General features: G+C 68.8%; 15 protein-coding genes. 10 read left to right on the top strand and 5 right to left on the bottom strand.

Annotation, left to right across the window (positions count from 1 at the left end; genetic code table 11):
• The first annotated feature begins 351 nt into the window (after positions 1–351).
• From ngcE to OG623_RS06285, 10 genes are all read left to right on the top strand, one after another.
• Positions 352–1800, top strand: coding sequence for an N-acetylglucosamine/diacetylchitobiose ABC transporter substrate-binding protein (ngcE, locus tag OG623_RS06330; protein WP_406145063.1), 1449 nt, complete (start codon positions 352–354; stop codon positions 1798–1800).
• 50 nt (positions 1801–1850) lie between these two features.
• Positions 1851–2774, top strand: coding sequence for a carbohydrate ABC transporter permease (locus OG623_RS06325; RefSeq protein WP_406145061.1), 924 nt, complete (start codon positions 1851–1853; stop codon positions 2772–2774).
• A 97-nt stretch (positions 2775–2871) separates the two neighbouring features.
• Positions 2872–3789: a carbohydrate ABC transporter permease gene (locus OG623_RS06320; protein WP_406145059.1), complete on the top strand. Its 918-nt coding sequence runs from the start codon at positions 2872–2874 to the stop codon at positions 3787–3789.
• A gap of 264 nt (positions 3790–4053) precedes the next feature.
• Positions 4054–5253 carry an ROK family protein gene (locus OG623_RS06315; protein ID WP_406145057.1) on the top strand — a complete coding sequence of 400 codons (1200 nt, stop codon included), beginning with the start codon at positions 4054–4056 and terminating at the stop codon, positions 5251–5253.
• Positions 5254–5372: 119 nt separating this feature from the next.
• The gene (locus tag OG623_RS06310; protein ID WP_406145055.1) at positions 5373–6485 is read left to right on the top strand and encodes a sugar ABC transporter substrate-binding protein; all 1113 of its coding nucleotides are present in this window, start codon (positions 5373–5375) and stop codon (positions 6483–6485) included.
• Positions 6486–6671: 186 nt separating this feature from the next.
• Positions 6672–7460, top strand: a complete 789-nt coding sequence (locus OG623_RS06305; RefSeq protein WP_406145053.1) for an ATP-binding cassette domain-containing protein — start codon at positions 6672–6674, stop codon at positions 7458–7460.
• The gene (locus OG623_RS06300; protein ID WP_406145051.1) at positions 7457–8734 is read left to right on the top strand and encodes a sugar ABC transporter permease; all 1278 of its coding nucleotides are present in this window, start codon (positions 7457–7459) and stop codon (positions 8732–8734) included. The genes OG623_RS06305 and OG623_RS06300 overlap by 4 nt, the downstream gene beginning before the upstream one ends.
• A gap of 173 nt (positions 8735–8907) precedes the next feature.
• Positions 8908–10821, top strand: coding sequence for a 1-deoxy-D-xylulose-5-phosphate synthase (gene dxs / locus OG623_RS06295; RefSeq protein WP_406145049.1), 1914 nt, complete (start codon positions 8908–8910; stop codon positions 10819–10821).
• A gap of 155 nt (positions 10822–10976) precedes the next feature.
• A complete protein-coding gene (locus OG623_RS06290) occupies positions 10977–12485 on the top strand; it encodes an amino acid permease (protein WP_406145047.1) in 1509 nt (502 codons plus the stop codon).
• Positions 12486–12600: 115 nt separating this feature from the next.
• On the top strand, positions 12601–13770 hold the full coding sequence (locus OG623_RS06285; RefSeq protein ID WP_406145045.1) for a hypothetical protein: 1170 nt from the start codon (positions 12601–12603) through the stop codon (positions 13768–13770).
• A 130-nt stretch (positions 13771–13900) separates the two neighbouring features.
• Here the strand turns inward: OG623_RS06285 and OG623_RS06280 are convergent, their stop codons facing one another.
• From OG623_RS06280 to OG623_RS06260, 5 genes are all read right to left on the bottom strand, one after another.
• On the bottom strand, positions 13901–16030 hold the full coding sequence (locus OG623_RS06280; protein ID WP_406145043.1) for a 3-hydroxyacyl-CoA dehydrogenase NAD-binding domain-containing protein: 2130 nt from the start codon (positions 16028–16030) through the stop codon (positions 13901–13903).
• A 73-nt stretch (positions 16031–16103) separates the two neighbouring features.
• Positions 16104–17324, bottom strand: a complete 1221-nt coding sequence (locus tag OG623_RS06275; protein ID WP_406145041.1) for a thiolase family protein — start codon at positions 17322–17324, stop codon at positions 16104–16106.
• Positions 17325–17633: 309 nt separating this feature from the next.
• Entirely contained in the window at positions 17634–18908 is a 1275-nt protein-coding gene (locus OG623_RS06270) for an HRDC domain-containing protein (protein ID WP_406145039.1), read from the bottom strand.
• Positions 18909–19025: 117 nt separating this feature from the next.
• Complete coding sequence (locus tag OG623_RS06265) at positions 19026–19688, bottom strand: response regulator transcription factor (protein ID WP_033300087.1); 663 nt, start codon at positions 19686–19688, stop codon at positions 19026–19028.
• Between the two features lie 227 nt (positions 19689–19915).
• Positions 19916–20575 (bottom strand): DUF3000 domain-containing protein, encoded by a 660-nt coding sequence (locus OG623_RS06260; protein ID WP_406145037.1) that lies wholly within the window; start codon positions 20573–20575, stop codon positions 19916–19918.
• Positions 20576–20659 lie beyond the last annotated feature (84 nt).

The following is a 20659-nucleotide window of genomic DNA, read 5'->3' as shown; positions in this document are numbered from 1 at the left end:
CTCGCGCGCGCAGGCGCGCGGTGTCGAGGTGTCCGTGAGGTCTCAACTCGGGAAAGACTGCCGCTCAACCATGCATTCGATCTTGCTCAGTTGGCGGCAAGTGGACTATACCTGTCGGCGTCTGCACAGCCGCTTCACAACGGCACGCGGACACGGGGGAGGGGGAACAGCTGTGGGCGTGAGAGCGGCCCGCCGTGCGTTTCCCCGAAACTCCCCCACTGCACCTGGTAATCCGGCAATCTGCACGACCCAAGCGCAACTGACCGCGGTGGCGGGGCCCTTCGCCGTAGGCGAATTCACTACGGGTGACCGGTACACCGCCTGAGTCCTGGAGAAGGCGAGGACTTGAGCATGGGATCCACCTCCGGCCGCACGAATGAGGGCCTTGGCCGTCGCGACCTGATCAAGCGTTCTGCCGCACTCGGCCTGATCGCCGTCCCGACGATGAGCTTCCTGTCGGCCTGCGCCAGCAGCGACAGCGGAAGCGACGAGAAGGCCGAAAAGGGCACCAAGAGCGAGAAGAACCCGCTCGGTGTCAATGAGACGGCAGCCCTTGAGGTCGTCATCTTCAACGGTGGCTTCGGTGAGCAGTACGCCATCGACGCCGAGAAGAAGTACAACGAGGCCTTCCCCAAGGCACCCAAGGTCAAGCACTCCGCGACCGAGAAGATCCAGTCGATCCTCCAGCCCCGCTTCAACGGGGGCACTCCGCCGGACCTGATCGACAACTCGGGTGCCGAGCAGATGGACATGGGTGTCCTCGTCGGCAAGAAGCAGCTCGCCGACCTGACGCCGCTGATGGACGCCCCGTCCTACGACGATCCGGCGAAGAAGGTCCGCGACACGCTCCGCCCCGGTGTCCTGGAGATGGGCCAGTTCGACGGCGACCCGGTCTGGATCATGTACTACGCGTACACGGTCTACGGCGTCTGGTACTCCCAGACCAACCTGGAGAAGCTCGACGCGACGTACCCGGAGAACTGGGACGACATGCTCGCGCTCTGCGCGAAGGCGAAGAAGAAGGGCATCGCCGGCTGGACGTACCCGGGCAAGTACCCGTACTACCTTCCGTTCTCGCTCTACCCCTTCATCGGCAAGATCGGCGGCCGCGAGGTCCTCGACAAGATCGACAACCTGGAGCCCAACGCCTGGAAGGACCCGGCCGTCAAGGCCGCCTTCGAGGCGTACTACGAGCTCTTCCAGAAGGGCTACGTCCTCAAGGGCACGCCCGGTCTGACCCACATCCAGTCGCAGACCGAGTGGACCAAGGGCAAGGCGCTCTTCATCCCGAACGGTTCATGGGTGGAGAACGAGGCCGCGCCCACCACGCCCGACGACTTCAAGATGATGGTCGGCGCGCCGTCCAGCCTCGACTCCTCCGACAAGATGCCCTTCGGCACCCTCTGGGCGTCCGGTGGTGAGCCCTTCATCGTGCCGGCGAAGGCGAAGAACCCCGACGGAGGCATGGAGCAGCTGCGCATCATGCTCAGCGAGGAGTCCTCCAAGAACTTCACCAAGTCGGTGAAGTCCCTCAGTGCCTTCAACGGAGGTACCGACGGCCTGGAGCTGTCCACGGCGTTGCAGTCCGGCGTCGACGTCCTGGCGAAGGCCGGCGACAACGTGGTCAACCCGCGGATGCAGGACTGGTACGTGAAGCTGCAGAAGGAGCAGATCGGAATCGCCGGTATCGGCGAGATGATGGCCGGCCGCGCGACCCCGGCGGAGACCATCAAGAAGATCCAGGCCTTCGCCGACGCGGCGGCCAAGGACCAGTCCATCAAGCACTACAAGCACCAGTGAGCAACCGTCACCAGCGGCGGCACCCGCTCGGAAATCGGGGTCGGTAAACGATGCAGCACGGCAAGTACCGGTTCATCGTGGGGTTCCTGGTAGCCCCACTGGCGTTGTACGCCATCTTCGTCATCTGGCCCTTCGTCCAGTCCATCTACTACTCGTTCACGGACTGGACCGGGCTCAGCTCGGACTTCAAGATGGTCGGCTTCGACAACTACAGCCGGATGCTCAAGGACGACATCTTCTGGAAGTCGCTGCAGCACAGTGTGCTGCTGGCACTGCTGCTGCCGCTGGTGACGCTGGGCCTCGCGCTCTTCTTCGCCTTCATGCTCAATGTCGGCGGCCGGCGGCGTAAGAACGCCGCGGTCGCCGGCGTGCGGGGCTCCTCGTTCTACAAGATCGCCTATTTCTTCCCGCAGGTCCTGTCGATCGTGATCGTGGCCCTGCTGTTCCAGTTCGCGTTCAACCCGACGTCCGGAATGCTGAACGCGACGCTCAAGGCCGTCGGCTTCAAGAGCCTTCAGCCGGACTGGCTCGGCGACCCGAATCTGGCGCTCTACTGCATCATGGTCGTCCTGATCTGGTCGACGGTCGGATTCTTCGTCGTCCTCTTCTCCGCAGGCATGGCGTCGATCCCGAAGGACTTCTACGAGGCGGCGCTGCTCGACGGCGCCAGCCGCATCACGACGTTCTTCAGGATCACGCTGCCGCTGCTCTGGGACACCGTGCAGTCCGGCTGGGTCTACATGGGCATCCTGGCGCTCGGGGTGGAGGCCTTCACCGCCGTACAGGTCATGACGGTCGGTCCGGGTGGTCCCGCCTACTCCACCACCGTCCTGCCGCTGTACGTCTACCAGACGGCCTTCAGGGACGCCCAGGCCGGTTACGCCACCACGATCGGCGTCGGGCTGCTCATCGTCACCATGCTCTTCGCGGGCATCGTGATGAAGCTGGGCCGGCGTGAGCGGCTGGAGTTCTGATGCGGTTCGTTGCGGAGTACGGCGACCGGAGCACCGGTGGCGCGCGGAACAGTTCGGTCCCGGTGGCCGGCTCGACAGTTGCACGAGGTGAGCACACGTGAAGGTCACTGAGACTCCTCCCGCCGTCCCGGCCCCGCGCTCGCCGGTGACGAAGACGGACGCCCCGGCCGTGGAGCCGGCGAAGAGCAGCGAGGGCAAGGTCCTCAACGTCTTCTCGCACGGTGTGCTGGTCATCTGGGCGGTGCTCGTCGTCATGCCGCTGCTCTGGGCGGTGATGGCGTCCTTCAAGACGGACGACTCGATCCTGTCGACGCCCTGGGCGCTGCCGGACAAGCTGCACTTCGAGAACTGGTCACGGGCCTGGAACCAGGCCCATATGAGTGACTACTTCCTCAACACCATCCTGGTGGTGGGCGGTTCACTCATCGGCACGCTGCTGCTGGGGTCGATGGCGGCGTACGTGCTGGCGCGGTTCGACTTCCCGGGCAACCGCTTCATCTACTTCCTCTTCATCGGCGGGATGAGCTTCCCGATCATCCTGGCGCTGGTCCCGCTGTTCTTCGTCATGAACAACATGGGCCTGCTGAACTCGGTGCACGGACTGATCCTGGTCTACATCGCCTACTCGCTGCCGTTCACCGTCTTCTTCCTCACCTCGTTCTTCCGGACGCTGCCGACCTCGATCGCGGAAGCGGCCATGCTCGACGGGGCCTCGCACACCCGGACGTTCTTCCAGGTGATGCTGCCGATGGCGAAGCCGGGCCTGATCAGCGTCGGCATCTTCAACTTCCTGGGGCAGTGGAACCAGTACATGCTGCCGACGGTGCTGAACACCGACCCGGACGGCAAGGTGCTTTCCCAGGGCCTCGTCGAACTGGCCACCAGCCAGGGGTACAAGGGGGACTGGTCGGGGCTCTTCGCCGGACTGGTGATGGCGATGCTGCCGGTACTCGCCGCCTATGTCGTCTTCCAGCGCCAGGTCGTCGCCGGACTGACCGCGGGGGCGCTCAAGTAGGGCGGGCGCCCCCGCCGACAGGACTTGTCGTCAGCGGGAGGGCACCCGTCATCGACAGGAGACAGAGTCTCCGGGCAGCGAACCGCCCCTCGGTCACCGGCCGGGGGCGGTTTCATGCGCTTTGCGACGCTTTCTGGTCCGTTCGGATGTGGAGGCTCGATGCTCATCGGAGGCTGCCGCTGCTCAAGGTCTTGACGGGGGGCACCCCAAAACGCTCAGCTTAGGGTTCACATGTTAGAGAAAACGGCAGGAGTGAGTGAGTCGATGGAGACTCCGGGGTCGCAGACATCTCTGCATCGGGCCAACCTTGAGCGGGTCGTGCGTGCCGTAAGGATGGCCGGGTCCCTGACCCAGGCCGAGATCGCCAGGAGCACCGGTCTCTCCGCAGCCACCGTCTCCAACATCGTTCGTGAACTCAAGGAAGCCGGCACGGTCGAGGTGACCCCCACCTCGGCGGGCGGGCGCCGTGCCAGGAGCGTCTCCCTGAGCGGTGACGCCGGCATTGTCATAGGGGTGGATTTCGGGCATACGCACCTTCGGGTGGCCATCGGCAACCTGGCCCACCAGGTGCTCGCGGAGGAATCCGAGCCGCTCGATGTGGACGCCTCGTCCGCGGAGGGCTTCGGCCGGGCGGAACAGCTGGTCAACCGCCTCGTCGAGACCACCGGGGTCAACCCGGGGAAGGTGATCGGCGTCGGCCTCGGTGTGCCGGGCCCCATCGACGTCGAATCCGGCACCCTGGGCTCCACCTCGATCCTGCCGGGCTGGACGGGCATCAACCCCAGCCAGGAGCTCGCGGGGCGCCTCGGCGTCCCGGTGTACGTGGACAACGACGCCAACCTCGGCGCGCTCGGTGAGCTCGTCTGGGGCGGCGGCAGAGGTGTCAGGGACCTGGCATACATCAAGGTCGCCAGCGGCGTCGGCGCAGGTCTGGTGATCGACGGGCACATCTACCGCGGCCCGGGAGGTACGGCCGGCGAGATCGGCCACATCACCCTCGACGAGGCGGGCCCTGTGTGCCGCTGCGGCAACCGCGGCTGCCTGGAGACCTTCACCGCCGCCCGGTACGTCCTGCCGCTGCTGAAGCCCAGCCACGGGGCCGATCTCACCATGGAGCGGATGGTCCAGCTGGCCCGCGAGGGCGATCCGGGCTGCCGCAGGGTCATCGGGGACGTCGGGCGGCACATCGGCAGCGGCGTGGCCAACCTGTGCAATCTGCTCAACCCGAGCCGTGTGGTGCTCGGCGGATCACTCGCGGAGGCGGGGGAACTGGTGCTGGCGCCCATCAGGGACTCGGTCTCCCGCTATGCGATTCCCAGCGCCGGGCGACAGCTCTCCGTGCTCCCCGGGGCGCTCGGCGGACGGGCCGAGGTGCTGGGCGCGCTGGCCCTCGTGCTCAGCGAGATGGGGGATTCAACCCTTTTGGAGAGCACCCTCCCTTCGGCCACTCCTGCCTTCACTTAGATAACGAATGGCACCGTTGTCATCTCGTTAAGGATTTACTCCTTGACGCTGGCGTCGCGGCCGAGTTGACTTCCAGCCACCTCGGCCGCAACGTCGCGGCCTCGTCAGGGAGGTTCGAAATGAACACGCGCATGCGTCGTGCCGCCGTTGCCGTTGCCGCCACCACCATGGCCGTCTCTCTCGCCGCCTGCGGGAGCGCCAAGGAGTCCGGCGACAAGACCGGCTCCGACTCGGCGAAGAAGGGCGACGATCTCAAGATCGGTCTGCTCCTTCCCGAGAACGCCACGGCCCGTTACGAGAAGTTCGACAAGCCGATCATCGAGAAGAAGGTCAGCGAGCTCACGGGCGGCAAGGCGGAGGTCGTCTACTCCAACGCCCGCCAGGACGCCACGCTGCAGGCGCAGCAGGTCGACACGATGATCACGAACAAGGTCGACGCGCTCATCGTCGACGCCGTCGACTCGAAGGCGATCGAGACCAGCATCAAGAAGGCCAAGGACGAGGGCATCCCCGTCGTCGCCTTCGACCGCCTCGCCGAGGGCCCGATCGACGCCTACACCTCCTTCGACAACGAAGAGGTCGGCCGTGTGCAGGGCAAGGCCCTGCTGGAGGCCCTGGACGGCAAGACCAAGCCCACCGTCGTGATGATGCACGGCGCGATCACCGACCCGAACGCCGCGCTCTTCAAGAAGGGCGCCAAGTCGGTGCTCGACGGCAAGGTGACGTACGGCAAGGAGTACGACACCAAGGAGTGGAAGGCCGAGAACGCCAACGCCAACATGGAGGGCGCCATCACCGCCCTCGGCAAGGACAAGATCGACGGCGTCTACGCCGCCAACGACGGTCTGGCCGGCGGTTCCATCCAGGCGCTCAAGTCCGCGGGCATCAGCAAGCTCCCGCCGGTGACCGGCCAGGACGCCGAACTCGCCGGTGTGCAGCACATCGTCGCCGGTGAGCAGTACATGAGCGTCTACAAGTCGTACCCGCAGGAGGGCATCATCGCCGCGGAGATGGCGGTGGCGCTGGCCAAGGGCGACGCGCTCGACGACATCGCCACGTCCAAGGCCGACAACTCCAGCACGAAGGGCGTTCCGACCGTCCTCGTGCCGGTCGTCTCGCTGACCAAGGACAACATCAAGGAAACCATCATCAAGGATGGGATCTGGACGATCGACGAGATCTGCACGGCCAAGTACAAGAAGGCCTGCGACGCGATCGACCTGAAGAACTAGCACCCCCCCGCGCGGCCGGCAGGACCGGCCGCGCGGACCGAGAGCCTGTCCGGCGCCCCGCCCACCAACTGTCCCGCTACCGGGCCGGGCGCCGGACGGAACACTCCGCAGTTTCTCAATTCTTCTGCTCGACCACCGCGCCTCCCCCCAGGAGCGGTATCCCCGCCGGGTCAGGCGGCGAAGGAGATGGTTCACGTGTCCGCTACGCCCGTGTTGGCGTTGCGAGGGGTCTCCAAGCGATTCGGTGCCGTCCAGGCGCTCACCGATGTAGAGCTTGAGGTCCACGCCGGTGAAGTGGTCGCCCTGGTGGGCGACAACGGTGCCGGTAAATCAACGCTGGTCAAGACGATCGCCGGTGTGCACCCCATCGATGACGGAGTCATCGAGTGGGACGGCCGGCCGGTCCAGATCAACAAGCCGAACGACGCCCAGACCCTGGGCATCGCGACCGTCTACCAGGACCTCGCGCTCTGCGACAACATCGACGTCGTCGGCAACCTCTACCTCGGCCGGGAGATCCGCAAGTTCGGAATCCTCGACGAGGTCGAGATGGAGCGCCGCTCGCGCGAGCTCCTGTCCACGCTGTCGATCCGCATCCCCAGCGTGCGGATCCCGATCGCCTCGCTCTCCGGCGGTCAGCGCCAGACCGTGGCCATCGCCCGCTCCATGCTCGGGGAGCCCAAGCTCGTCATCCTCGACGAGCCCACCGCCGCCCTCGGCGTCGAGCAGACCGCCCAGGTCCTCGACCTCGTCGAGCGGCTGCGTGAGCGCGGTCACGCGGTCATCCTCATCAGCCACAACATGGCCGATGTGAAGGCCGTCGCCGACAAGGTCGCCGTGCTCCGGCTGGGCCGGAACAACGGGATCTTCGATGTGAAGACCACCTCGCAGGAAGAGATCATCTCCGCCATCACGGGCGCCACGGAGAACGCCGTGACCCGTCGTGCGGCCCGTAACGCGGAGGTCCAGAAGTGACGACCGACAAGACGTCCACGGCCGTGATCAACCCGGAGGCCGCCGAGGGTGCGGACACCGTGGTCGACCCCCGGCTGCTCGTGCGCGAGCAGGGCTTCGGCGGATACATCAGCGAGTTCAAGCGCAAGATGCGCGGTGGCGACCTCGGCTCGATCCCCGTGGTCATCGGCCTGATCATCATCTGCGTGGTCTTCCAGAGCCTGAACTCCGAGTTCCTCTCCGCGAAGAACATCAGTGACATCGCCGTCGCGATGGTGGCCACCGGCATGATGGCCGTCGGCATCATTTTCGTGCTGATGCTCGGCGAGATCGACCTGTCGGTCGGCTCGGTCAGTGGTGTCTCCGGTGCCGTCGTGGCCGTACTGAGCGTGACCCACGGGCTGAACGAGTGGCTCGCCCTCGTCCTCGCCATCGTGAGCGGTGCGGTCATCGGCGCGCTGCACGGTTTCTTCTTCGCCAGGATCGGCGCCCCCGCCTTCGCCGTGACCCTCGCGGGACTGCTGTTCTGGCTGGGGCTCATGCTCCAGCTCCTCGGTGACACCGGCACGATCAACCTCGACAGCGACGGTGTGGTCGGCAAGCTGACCACGTACTACTTCACGGACGTCGCCGCCGCCTACGGTGTGGCCGCCGTCCTGGTGATCGCCTTCTTCTTCTCGGCGTTCCTGGACAGCCGGCGCCGCGAGGCAGCGGGCGTCCCGTCCCGTCCGCTCACCGACATCGTGGTGCGCACCGTCGTGCTCGCGGTGTTCGCCTTCGCCGCGGCGATCATGTTCAACCAGTACCGCGGTCTCCCGCTGGCCCTGGTGCTCTTCCTCGTCGTCCTCATCGGCACGGACTTCCTCCTGCGCCGCACGACCTACGGCCGGAAGATCTTCGCGCTCGGCGGCAGCGTCGAGGCGTCCCGCCGCGCCGGCATCAACGTCACCGCGATCCGTATCTCGGTGTTCTCCATAGCCGGCACCTTCGCGGCGATCGGCGGCCTCTTCTGGGCCTCCAAGATCGCGGCCGTCAACCAGGGCTCCGGCACCGGCGACCTCCTGATGAACGTGATCGCGGCGGCCGTCATCGGTGGCACCAGCCTCTTCGGAGGCCGGGGCCGCACGTGGAACGCCCTGCTCGGCGTCATGGTGATCGTCTCGATCCAGTACGGCCTGTCGCTGGAAGGCATCAAGACGCCGGTCCAGTACATGGTGACCGGCGCTGTGCTTCTCGCCACGGTCGTCATCGACTCCGTCACCCGCAAGACGCAGAAGACCGCGGGTCGCGCCTGACCGTCGTACCTGCGCACATGTGCCCGGCATCCCCCGTGATGCCGGGCACCTGCGCGTACGGCCCCGCCCGGCGCGCCGCGACCGATTGCGCCGCCCGATGACCGGGGCCGCCGGCGGAACATTAGACTCATCGGATCGCCACGCTCGACCAGCTCACACGCAAGGAGGCACGGGTGGACCTGCTGACCCGCATCAGGGGACCGCGCGACCTGGACCGGCTAGGCCTCGAGCAGCTCGACCAGCTCGCCGGGGAGATCCGTACCTTCCTCGTCGAGGAGGTCTCCAAGACCGGCGGACACCTCGGCCCGAACCTGGGTGTGGTCGAGCTGACCATCGCCCTGCACCGGGTCTTCGAGTCCCCGAAGGACAAGGTCCTCTTCGACACCGGCCACCAGAGCTATGTGCACAAGCTGCTCACCGGCCGGCAGGACTTCTCGAAGCTCAAGAGCAAGGGCGGACTCTCCGGATACCCGTCCCGCGCCGAGTCCGAGCACGACGTCATCGAGAACTCCCACGCCTCGACGGTGCTCGGCTGGGCCGACGGCCTCGCCAAGGCCAACGAGGTCCTGGGCAAGGACGACCACGTCGCCGCGGTCATCGGTGACGGCGCGCTCACGGGCGGTATGGCCTGGGAGGCGCTGAACAACATCGCCGCGGCCAAGGACCGCCCCCTCGTCATCGTCGTCAACGACAACGAGCGCTCCTACGCACCCACCATCGGCGGCCTCGCGAACCACCTCGCCACCCTGCGCACCACCGACGGGTACGAGCGCTTCCTGGCCCGCGGCAAGGACCTCCTGGAGCGCACCCCGGTCGTCGGCAGGCCGCTGTACGAGACGCTGCACGGCGCCAAGAAGGGCCTCAAGGACTTCATCGCCCCGCAGGGCATGTTCGAGGACCTCGGCCTGAAGTACGTCGGGCCGATCGACGGCCACGACATCGAGGCCCTGGAGTCCGCGCTCCAGCGCGCCAAGCGCTTCGGCGGCCCCGTCATCGTGCACTGCATCACCGAGAAGGGACGCGGTTACACGCCGGCCCTCCAGGACGAGGCGGACCGGTTCCACGCCGTCGGCAAGATCCACCCGGACACCGGACTGCCCATCTCCACCTCCGGTCTCGACTGGACCTCGGTCTTCGGCGAGGAGATGGTCAAGCTCGGCCATGAGCGCGAGGACGTCGTCGCCATTACGGCGGCCATGCTCCAGCCCGTCGGCCTCGGCAAGTTCGAGGAGGCCTTCCCGGACCGGATCTACGATGTCGGGATCGCCGAGCAGCACGGCGCGGTCTCCGCGGCCGGCCTGGCCACCGGCGGACTGCACCCGGTCTTCGCGGTCTACGCGACCTTCCTGAACCGCGCCTTCGACCAGGTCCTGATGGACGTCGCCCTGCACAGGTGCGGAGTGACCTTCGTCCTGGACCGGGCGGGTGTCACGGGCACGGACGGCGCGTCCCACAACGGCATGTGGGACATGTCGATCCTCCAGTGCGTGCCGACCCTGCGCATCGCGGCCCCGCGCGACGCCGACCAGGTGCGCGCCCAGCTGCGCGAGGCCGTCGACGTGGACGACGCACCCACCGTCGTCCGCTTCTCCAAGGGCGCGGTCGGCCCCGCGGTCGACGCGGTGGGCAAGGCGGGAGGCATGGACATCCTGCGCCTGGCGGGCACGGAGACGCCGGACGTCCTCCTGGTCTCCGTCGGGGCCCTCGCCCCGATGTGCCTGGAGATCGCCGCTCTCCTGGACGCCCAGGGCATCTCCACCACCGTGGTCGACCCCCGCTGGGTCAAGCCCGTGGACGAGGCGCTGGCGCCGCTCGCGGCCCGGCACCGGGTCGTCGTCACGGTGGAGGACAACAGCAGGGCGGGCGGTGTCGGCTCCGCCATCGCCCAGGCGCTGCGCGACGCGGACGTCGACGTACCGCTGCGCGACTTCGGTATCCCGCCGGTGTTCCTCGACCACGCCTCGCGCGGCGAGGTCATGGCGGAGATCGGGCTGACCGCACCGGACGTCGCCCGCCAGGTCACCGGCCTGGTCGCGAAGCTCGACGGCCGGTACGAGAGCCCCGCCGTGGAGCCCGTCCGCGACTGATCGGCTCCGCGCCGCACCGGGCCGGTCGCCCACCCCACTCGGGTGGTCCGACCGGCCCATTCGCGTGAAAACGGGCCGTACCATGCCTTCGCGGACATGATGGGGCTCCCGGTTCCGAATCATGGCGTGCACGACGAGTGCGCGGAGGTACGCCGGTGAGCACGCAGCAGGACACGCCCCCCAGCGGAAAGGGGCTGTTCCGGACCAAGACGGTCGAGCAGTCCATCCAGGACACCGAGGAACCGGAGCACGCGCTCAGGAAATCCCTCTCCGCGCTCGACCTCACGGTCTTCGGAGTGGGGGTCGTCATCGGCACCGGCATCTTCGTCCTCACGGGCAAGGTCGCCAAGGAGACGGCGGGCCCCGCCACGGCGCTCGCCTTCGTCGTGGCGGGCATCGTCTGCGCGCTCGCGGCCCTCTGCTACGCCGAATTCGCCTCCACCGTCCCGGTCGCGGGATCGGCGTACACCTTCTCCTACGCCTCCCTGGGCGAACTGGTCGCCTGGATCATCGGCTGGGACCTGGTGCTGGAGTTCGCGCTGGGCACCGCGGTCGTGGGGGTCGGCTGGTCGGGCTACGTCCGCTCGCTCCTGGACAACATCGGCTGGTCGCTGCCCGACGCGCTCTCCGGCACGGATGCGACGAACGGCTTCGGCTTCGACATCCTGTCCTTCGCCCTGGTGCTGGCCCTGACAGTGATCCTGGTCCTGGGGATGAAGCTCTCCGCCCGTGTGACCACGATCGTCGTCGTCATCAAGGTGGCGGTCGTGGGCATCGTGATCATCGCCGGCCTGTTCTTCATCAAGTCCGCCAACTACTCGCCCTTCATCCCCGAGGCGGAGAAGCAGACCTCGGGATCCGGCCTGGACGCACCGCTGGTCCAGCTGATCTTCGGATACGCGCCGACGAACTTCGGCATCATGGGGATCTTCACCGCGGCGTCCATCGTCTTCTTCGCCTTCATCGGCTTCGACGTCGTGGCCACCGCCGCCGAGGAGACCAAGGTCCCGCAGCGTGACATGCCGCGCGGCATCCTCGCCTCGCTCATCATCTGCACCGTGCTCTACGTCGCCGTGTCGATCGTCGTCACGGGCATGCAGCACTACACCGAACTCTCCGTGAGCGCCCCGCTCGCCGACGCCTTCAAGGCCGTCGGACATCCCTTCTACGCGGGCGTCATCAGCTTCGGCGCCGCGGTCGGACTCACCACGGTCTGCATGATCCTGCTGCTCGGCCAGACCCGGGTGTTCTTCGCGATGAGCCGCGACGGGCTGCTGCCGAGGTTCTTCTCGGTGACGCACCCACGCTTCGGGACCCCGTACCGCCCCACCATCCTGCTCGGCGTCATCATCGCGATCGTGGCCGGCTTCACGAGCATCGACGAGCTGGCGACCCTGGTGAACATCGGGACGCTCTTCGCCTTCGTGGTCGTGGCCCTCGGTGTCATCGTGCTGCGCCGCACCCGCCCGGACCTCCACCGCGCCTTCCGCACCCCCTGGGTCCCGCTGCTCCCGGTCGTCTCGGTCGCGGCCTCGGTCTGGCTGATGCTGAATCTGCCGGCGGAGACATGGCTGCGGTTCGGGGTCTGGATGCTGATCGGCGTGATCATCTACGTCACGTACGGGCGCCGGCACAGCCGTATGGCGAACACCTCCGCACCGTAGGGAGGCAGGCGGGCGCAGGCCGCGGTTGATCTCTGTCGAGTATGATCGGAACGCCAGTTGACGCTGTGAAAGCAGAACCGGTCAAGCGCATGCGGTAGGACGGGCGGGGAACACCATGGGTTTGCGTACAGGACTCAGGCGTGCCGGTCACCCTGCCGAAGAGACCTCGTCCAGGCCCGCGGACAGACCGGCCGCCCCGCCGCCCGGCACCGCTGCCGCCGCACCGCGCACGACCGGCTGGCTCGTGCCTGACGGCGATGGCCGCCTCACCGCGTACGCCGCCGGAAGGGGCGGGGGCATCGTGCGCTGGACCGAGTCCGCGACCCGGCCCGACGCATGGACCCCGCCCGAACTCCTCCTCGCCGACGGGCGGATACTCCCGTACCTCTCCGTCGCACGCGGCCCCCGCGGCTACATCGACCTGTTCGCGATGCGCCGCAAGGGCGGGAGCCCCGCGGCACCCGTCGAGATCGTCTACGCGACCCAGTACCAGGCGGGCCGTCCACTGACCGGCTGGCACTCGATCGGCAACCCGCACGGCAAGGACGCGGCTCCGGCGGCGTCCATCGGTGCGCCGGTGGCCGTCGTCGACGGGAGCGGCAAGGTGCACGTCTTCGTCCGCAGTGCGACCGGCGGGGTGTTCACCCGCCGGCGCAGTCAGCACGGCACCTGGAGCAAGTGGACGGCCCTGCCCTGCGAGGGCGTGCGCGAGGGGCTCTCCCCGGTCGTCACCGGGTCGGGCCGTGTCGAGCTCCTCATGCCGGCCGACGACGGTGTGTACGTGTGGCGTCAGGAGAAGCCGGGCGTCCCGCTGGAGCCCGTCGCCGACCTGGCGTTCACCGCCCGCCCGGAGTCGGTGTCGGGCATCGGCTCCTACGAGGACAGGGTCACCCACTTCTGGCGCGACGACGCCACGGGTGAGGTCATGGCCCACCGGCTGCCCGGACCCGGCGGCGAGGACACCGCGCCCACCGCACTGGACGGCCGCTCGGGCCGTGGCCCCGTCGCCCTGTCCCGCTGCGATGTGGACGGCCACGACTGCACCGTGCTGGCCCAGGCCGTCGGGGGCGGCACGCTCGCGGTGAGCGCCTGTCCGACGGAGCTGGAGTCCGCCGGTACGTGGTGGACCGACACCCGCGAGCCCTGCGAAGGCGCGCCCGCGCTCGCCCGGGACCGCGCGGGCCGGCTGGTCGTCGCCGCGATCGGCCGCGAGGGCGGGCTGAGCGTGACCAGACAGCGTCCGGACCAGCAGGGGATGGCCCTGGAGGGCTGGTCCCGGGTCTGAGGACGCCTTGAGGGCCCGAGCATGCGAGAGCGGGCCGTACGGGATCCATCCGATCCGTACGACCCGCTCCCGCCGCTCACGCGCGTCCCGCGCGTCCCAGGCGTCCCGCGCGGAAGGGTGAGGCCTCGGCTCAGGCCGGGACGCTCGCCACGCCCTGCGCGAGGAACGGCTTGCCGTTCACCCGCTCCGAGACACCCTCACGGTCCAGGTACGGCGTGATGCCGCCCAGGTGGAAGGGCCAGCCCGCGCCGGTGATCAGGCACAGGTCGATGTCCTGGGCCTCGGCGACGACACCCTCGGCCAGCATCAGGCCGATCTCCTGCGCCACCGCGTCCAGGACACGGTCGCGGACCTGGTCCTCGGTCAGGACGCTGTCGCCCTGCTTGAGGAGGGCCGCGACCTCGGGGTCGAGGACCGGCGCGCCCGAGTCGTAGACGTAGAAGCCGCGCTTGCCGGCCTTGACGACCGCCGCGAGGTTCTCCGAGACCGTGAAGCGGTCGGGGAAGGCCCGGTTCAGGGTCTCCGAGACATGCAGACCGATGGCCGGGCCGACCAGCTCGAGCAGCACCAGCGGGGACATCGGCAGGCCGAGGGGCTCGATGGCCTTCTCCGCCGTCCCGACCGGGGTGCCCTCGTCGATGATGTTCTGGATCTCGCCCATGAAGCGGGTGAGGATGCGGTTCACGACGAACGCCGGGGCGTCCTTCACCAGCACCGCGGTCTTCTTCAGCTTGCGCGCGACACCGAAGGCCGTGGCCAGCGAGGCGTCGTCGGTCTGCTCGCCGCGGACGATCTCCAGGAGGGGGAGGACCGCGACCGGGTTGAAGAAGTGGAAGCCGACGACCCGCTCGGGGTTCTTCAGCTTCGACGCCATCTCGGTGACCGAGAGGGACGAGGTGTTGGTGGCGAGGATCGCGTGCGCCGGGGCGACCGCCTCGACCTCCGCGAACACCTGCTGCTTGACGCCGATCTCCTCGAAGACGGCCTCGATGATGAAGTCGGCGTCGGAGAAGCCCTCCGCCTTGTCCAGCACACCGGAGACCAGGGCCTTCAGGCGGTTGGCCTTGTCCTGGTTGATGCGGCCCTTGCCGAGCAGCTTCTCGATCTCGTCCCGGACATAGCCCACGCCCTTGTCGACGCGCTCCTGGTCGATGTCCGTGAGGACGACCGGGACTTCGAGGCGGCGCAGGAACAGCAGGGCGAGCTGGCTGGCCATCAGGCCCGCGCCCACCACGCCGACCTTGGTGACCGGGCGGGCCAGGGCCTTGTCCGGGGCGCCTGCCGGGCGCTTGGCGCGCTTCTGGACCAGGTTGAAGGAGTAGATCCCGGAGCGCAGTTCACCGCCCATGATCAGGTCCGCGAGTGCCTGGTCCTCGGAGTCGAAGCCGGCGCCCAGGTCGCCGCTCTTCGCGGCGGCGATGATCTCCAGCGCGCGGTACGCGGCCGGGGCCGCCCCGTGCACCTTGGAGTCGGCGACGGCCTTGCCGCGGGCGACGGCCTGGTCCCAGGCGTCACCGCGGTCGACCTCGGGACGCTCCACCGCGAGCTCGCCCTTGAGGACGGACGCGGTCCAGATCAGCGACTGCTCCAGGAAGTCCGCGCCCTCGAAGATCGCGTCGGCGATCCCCAGCTCGAAGACCTGCTTGCCCTTGAGCTGGCGGTTCTGGTTCAGCGAGTTCTCGATGATCACCGAGACGGCGCGGTCGGCGCCGATCAGGTTGGGAAGCAGCACACAGCCGCCCCAGCCGGGGACCAGACCGAGGAAGACCTCGGGCAGCGAGAAGGCGGGCAGCGCCTTGGAGACGGTGCGGTACGAGCAGTGCAGTCCGATCTCGACACCGCCGCCCATCGCCGCGCCGTTGTAGTACGCGAAGGTGGGCACCGCGAGGCCGGAGAGGCGGCGGAAGACGTCGTGGCCGCCCTTGCCGATGGCCAGCGCGTCCTGGTGGTTCTTGAGGAGCTCGACGCCCTTGAGGTCGGCGCCGACGGCGAAGATGAACGGCTTGCCGGTCACACCGACACCGACGATCGTGCCCTCGGCCGCCTCCTTCTCGACCTGGTCGACGGCGGCGTTCAGATTCGCCAGCGACTGCGGGCCGATGGTGGTCGGCTTGGTGTGGTCGAAGCCGTTGTCCAGCGTGATGAGCGCGAAGCGCCCCGCACCGCCGGGAAGGTCGAGATGGCGTACGTGCGCCTCGGTGACGACCTCGCCGGGGAACAGCTCGGCCGCACCCTTCAGAAGCTCAGTGGTGGAGCTCATGCCTGACCCTCGCTTCGCTCGGCCCAGCATTCGCTCAGGCTGCACCTCTTGCCTGTTCCCTCGCTGCGCTCGCTCACTTGGTGCCTCCGTCGAAGTTCGGGTTCTCCCAGACGACCGTCGCGCCCATGCCGAAGCCGACGCACATGGTCGTCAGGCCGTAGCGGACCTCCGGCTGCTCCTCGAACTGGCGGGCCAGCTGAGTCATCAGGCGGACGCCGGAGGAAGCGAGCGGGTGGCCGTAGGCGATCGCGCCGCCGTACTGGTTGACGCGCTGGTCGTCGTCGGCGATGCCGTAGTGCTCAAGGAAGGCGAGCACCTGCACGGCGAACGCCTCGTTGATCTCGAAGAGACCGATGTCGTTGATGGAGAGACCGGCCTTGGCCAGGGCCTTCTCCGTCGCCGGGATCGGGCCGTAGCCCATGACCTCGGGCTCGACACCCGCGAAGGCGTACGACACGAGGCGCATCTTGACCGGGAGGCCCAGCTCGCGGGCGGTCTCCTCGGAGGCGAGCAGCGAGGCGGTGGCGCCGTCGTTGAGACCCGCGGCGTTGCCGGCCGTCACGCGGCCATGGGCGCGGAACGGGGTCTTCAGACCGGCGAGCGACTCCAGCGTGGTGCCCGGCCGCATCGGCTCGTCGGCGGTGACCAGGCCCCAGCCCGTCTCCCCGGCTTCGGCATTGGTGCGGCGTACGGAGATCGGCACCAGGTCCTGCTGGATCTTGCCGTCGGCGTACGCCTTGGCGGCCTTCTCCTGCGAGCGGACCGCGTACTCGTCGGCGCGCTGCTTGGTGATCGTGGGGTACCTGTCGTGCAGGTTCTCCGCGGTCATGCCCATGAACATGGCGGACTCGTCGACCAGCTTCTCCGACACGAGACGCGGGTTGGGGTCCACGCCCTCGCCCATCGGGTGGCGGCCCATGTGCTCGACGCCACCGGCGATGACGACGTCGTACGCGCCGAAGGCGATGGAGCCCGCCGTCGAGGTGACGGCGGTCAGGGCGCCCGCGCACATGCGGTCGATGGAGTAGCCCGGTACGGACTGCGGCAGACCGGCCAGGATGCCCGCCGTGCGGCCGAGGGTGAGGCCCTGGTCGCCGATCTGGGTGGTCGCGGCGATGGCGACCTCGTCGATCGTCGCGGGGTCCAGGTCCGGGTTGCGGCGCAGCAGCTCCCGGATGGCCTTCACGACGAGATCGTCGGCGCGGGTCTCGTGGTAGATGCCCTTCGGGCCCGCTTTGCCGAACGGGGTGCGGACGCCGTCGACGAAGACGACGTCCCGGATGGTACGAGGCACGGTGGCTCTCCTCCAGGGTGCGGGATGGCACTGCTGCGGGCGCACGCATCGGCGCGCCACGACCCTCATGCTACTTGCGGGTAACCGGACTGCCCACCCCCCGTCGCCGGAGCGGCGAACGTCACATGCGCAGGGGGCGTGGCGGGTGGCCAGGGAGGGCCGGGGAACTGGCGTGAATTCGATCCTCCTCCGATCCCCTTCGACCCTCCGATCCCCGATCCTCCTGGACGACACCGTCCATGGGGTGGTCCCGACACGCGTGTGCCCCCTGCCGGAGGCCGGCAGGGGGCACGGACGCGTACGGGCGGGTCAGGCGCTGGTGTCCAGGGCCCGCAGCAGCAGCGGTCCGACCTGTTCGATCTGCCAGCGGCGCGCGCCGTGTCCGGCCAGCGCGGTCTCGACCGCGTCCGGGGTCAGGACCTTGGGCGGCTCCCAGCAGACCCGGCGCACGGTGTCCGGGGTGATCAGATTCTCCTGCGGCATGCGCAGCCGCTCGGCCAGCTCCGACACGGCCGTACGGGCCGCCGAGAGCCGGGCCGCGGCGGCCGGGTCCTTGTCCGCCCACGAGCGGGGCGGCGGCGGGCCCGCCGGCTGCTGACCCGGCTGCGGCAGATCCGACTCGGGCAGCGCCTTCGCCCGGTCGACGGCCGCCTGCCACTGCTCCAGCTGACGGCGCCCCATGCGGTGGCCGAAGCCCGGCAGGGCGGTCAGCGCGGTCACGTTCGCCGGGAGCGCGAGCGCGGCCTCGACGATCGCGGCGTCGCCGAGCACCTTGCCCGGAGAGATGTCACGGCGCTGCGCCACCTGGTCACGGGCGGTCCACAGCTCCCGTACGACCGCGATCTGACGGCGGCGGCGCACCTTGTGCATGCCGGATGTGCGGCGCCACGGGTCCTTGCGCGGGGGAGCGGGCGGCGCGGACGCGATGGCGGCGAACTCCTCCAGCGCCCACTCCAGCTTGCCCTGCCGGTCCAGCTCCTCCTCCAGGGCGTTGCGCAGGTCCACCAGCAGCTCGACATCCAGCGCGGCGTAACGCAGCCAGGGGTCGGGCAGCGGGCGCGTGGACCAGTCGACCGCGGAGTGGCCCTTCTCCAGGGCGTAGCCGAGGACGTTCTCCACTATGGCGCCCAGGCCGACGCGCGGGAATCCCGCGAGCCGTCCGGCGAGCTCCGTGTCGAAGAGCGAGGTCGGGGTCATGCCTATGTCGCGCAGGCAGGGGAGATCCTGGGTGGCCGCGTGCAGGATCCACTCGGCTCCGGTGAGCGCCTGGCCGAGCGTGGACAGGTCGGGACAGCCGACCGGGTCGATCAGTGCGCTCCCGGCACCCTCGCGGCGCAGCTGCACGAGGTAGGCGCGCTGTCCGTAGCGGTAGCCCGAGGCGCGCTCGGCGTCGACGGCCACGGGGCCTGTGCCCGCGGCGAAGTCCGCGACCACCTGGGCCAGCGTGTCGTCCGTCGCCACCACCGGGGGGATGCCCTCGCGTGGTTCGAGCAAGGGGATCGGCGCCGGGGCGACGTCGTCCGGGGGAGCGCCCCCGGTGGTTCGCAGTGAAGTGTCTGCTGCGGTCTCTTGGGCGTCGGTCACATGCCAAGGGTATCTGTGTATGCGCGTCGCCCGTCGACGGAACGTTCCGCCGACGGGCGACGATGCATGTAAACCGGCCGGTTACGCATCCACGCAGGTGCCGGCGGGGTGCCGCGATCAGTGGATGATGCCTGTTCGCAGGGCCACGGCGACCATTCCGGCACGGTCTCCGGTGCCGAGCTTGCGGGCGATACGGGCGAGGTGGCTCTTGACCGTGAGGGCGGAGAGGCCCATCGAGACGCCGATGGCCTTGTTGGACTGGCCTTCGGCGACCAGGCGGAGCACCTCCACCTCACGGCCGGAGAGTTCGCGGTAGCCGCCCGGGTGGCTCGGGGAGCCGGGGGGCCTGCGGTGCATACGGGCGGCATTGGCGCCGATCGGGGCGACACCCGGTCGGGTGGGGTGGCCGATGTTGGTACGGGTGCCGGTGACGACGTAGCCCTTCACGCCGCCCGCGAGGGCGTTGCGCACCGCGCCGATGTCATCGGCGGCGGAGAGGGCGAGGCCGTTCGGCCAGCCGGCGGCTCGGGTCTCGGACAGGAGGGTCAGCCCGGAACCGTCGGGCAGGTGGACGTCGGCAACGCAGATGTCGCGCGGGTTGCCGACGCGGGGGCGGGCCTCCGCGATGGACGACGCCTCGATGACGTCACGAACTCCGAGGGCCCACAGATGGCGGGTGACGGTGGAACGGACGCGCGGGTCGGCCACGACGACCATGGCCGTCGGCTTGTTCGGGCGGTAGGCGACCAGGCTTGCGGGCTGCTCGAGGAGAACGGACACCAGGCCTCCTGGGGGGAGTGGAGTGGTGGGACGGGCCGGCTCGGGGGGTGAAGCCGGGGCGAACCATGCTTGAAGGGTCATTGACCTCTTCGGCAGCAGGTGCGTCCTCCTTTAGAGGAAGATCACGATTTAGTGAGTAACAATTCGGGCAAATAGGACGCGCGATCGATTGTACGAAAAGAGAGCCGGTCCCTGTGCGACCGGCTCTCCCGAAAGATGACGCAGCGTTATGAGACCTGCGGCCCGCGCCGCTGGGGCAGTGTCACCACGGCCGTGTCCGCCGTGCCCGAGGGCGGCAGCCCGGCGAGCTGACAGAGCAGATCACCCCAGGCGACCAGGTGCCCCGCCGTGTCCGGCACCCCGCCCCGTCCCTCGCGCGGTGTCCATGAGGCCCGGATCTCGATCTGCGTCGCCGGGCGGCGCGCGGACAGGGTGCCGAAGTAGTGCGACCCCGCACGCGTCACCGTCCCGCCGGCCTCCCCGTACGAGAGCCCCCGGGCGTCCAGTGCCCCCGTGAGCCAGGACCAGCACACCTCGGGCAGCAGCGGGTCGGCCGCCATCTCCGGTTCCAGTTCCGCTCGTACGAGCGTCACCAGACGGAACGTGCCCTGCCAGGTGTCATGTCCTGAGGGGTCGTGCAGGAGGACCAGACGCCCGTCGGCGAGATCCTCCTCGCCGTCCACGACGGCGGCCTCCAGGGCGTACGCGTGCGGGGCGAGCCGCTTCGGCGGCCGCGTGGACTCGACCTCCAGTTCGGGGCGCAGGCGCGCGGAACGCAGCGCTTCGACCGCCGACCGGAACACGAGCGGGACACTGTCGCCGTCCGCGCCCTCCTCGCCGTCGGTGCCATCGGATTGATCGGAAAATTGTCCCTGAGCCCGAGCCATGCGGGGAAGAGTAGGCGGAACCGGAGCGCCGTGCAGGGAGGGACACCCATGCGACGTCCGGCTCGTTCCCGCTCCATGCGAAGA

This window comes from Streptomyces sp. NBC_01012 (assembly GCF_045162755.1).
In the GTDB taxonomy this organism is placed as follows: domain Bacteria; phylum Actinomycetota; class Actinomycetes; order Streptomycetales; family Streptomycetaceae; genus Streptomyces.
The sequence above is the reverse complement of the archived record's forward strand: the minus strand, read 5'-3'. Positions and strand labels throughout refer to the sequence as shown.

Bases quoted from the DNA above. Each gene is read 5' to 3' on its own strand.
- ngcE (WP_406145063.1), top strand. From the start codon at position 352: ATGGGATCCACCTCCGGCCGCACGAATGAGGGCCTTGGCCGTCGCGAC.
- OG623_RS06325 (WP_406145061.1), top strand. From the start codon at position 1,851: ATGCAGCACGGCAAGTACCGGTTCATCGTGGGGTTCCTGGTAGCCCCA.
- OG623_RS06315 (WP_406145057.1), top strand. From the start codon at position 4,054: ATGGAGACTCCGGGGTCGCAGACATCTCTGCATCGGGCCAACCTTGAG.
- OG623_RS06310 (WP_406145055.1), top strand. From the start codon at position 5,373: ATGAACACGCGCATGCGTCGTGCCGCCGTTGCCGTTGCCGCCACCACC.
- OG623_RS06305 (WP_406145053.1), top strand. From the start codon at position 6,672: ATGGTTCACGTGTCCGCTACGCCCGTGTTGGCGTTGCGAGGGGTCTCC.
- OG623_RS06285 (WP_406145045.1), top strand. From the start codon at position 12,601: ATGGGTTTGCGTACAGGACTCAGGCGTGCCGGTCACCCTGCCGAAGAG.
- OG623_RS06280 (WP_406145043.1), bottom strand. From the start codon at position 16,030: ATGAGCTCCACCACTGAGCTTCTGAAGGGTGCGGCCGAGCTGTTCCCC.
- OG623_RS06260 (WP_406145037.1), bottom strand. From the start codon at position 20,575: ATGGCTCGGGCTCAGGGACAATTTTCCGATCAATCCGATGGCACCGAC.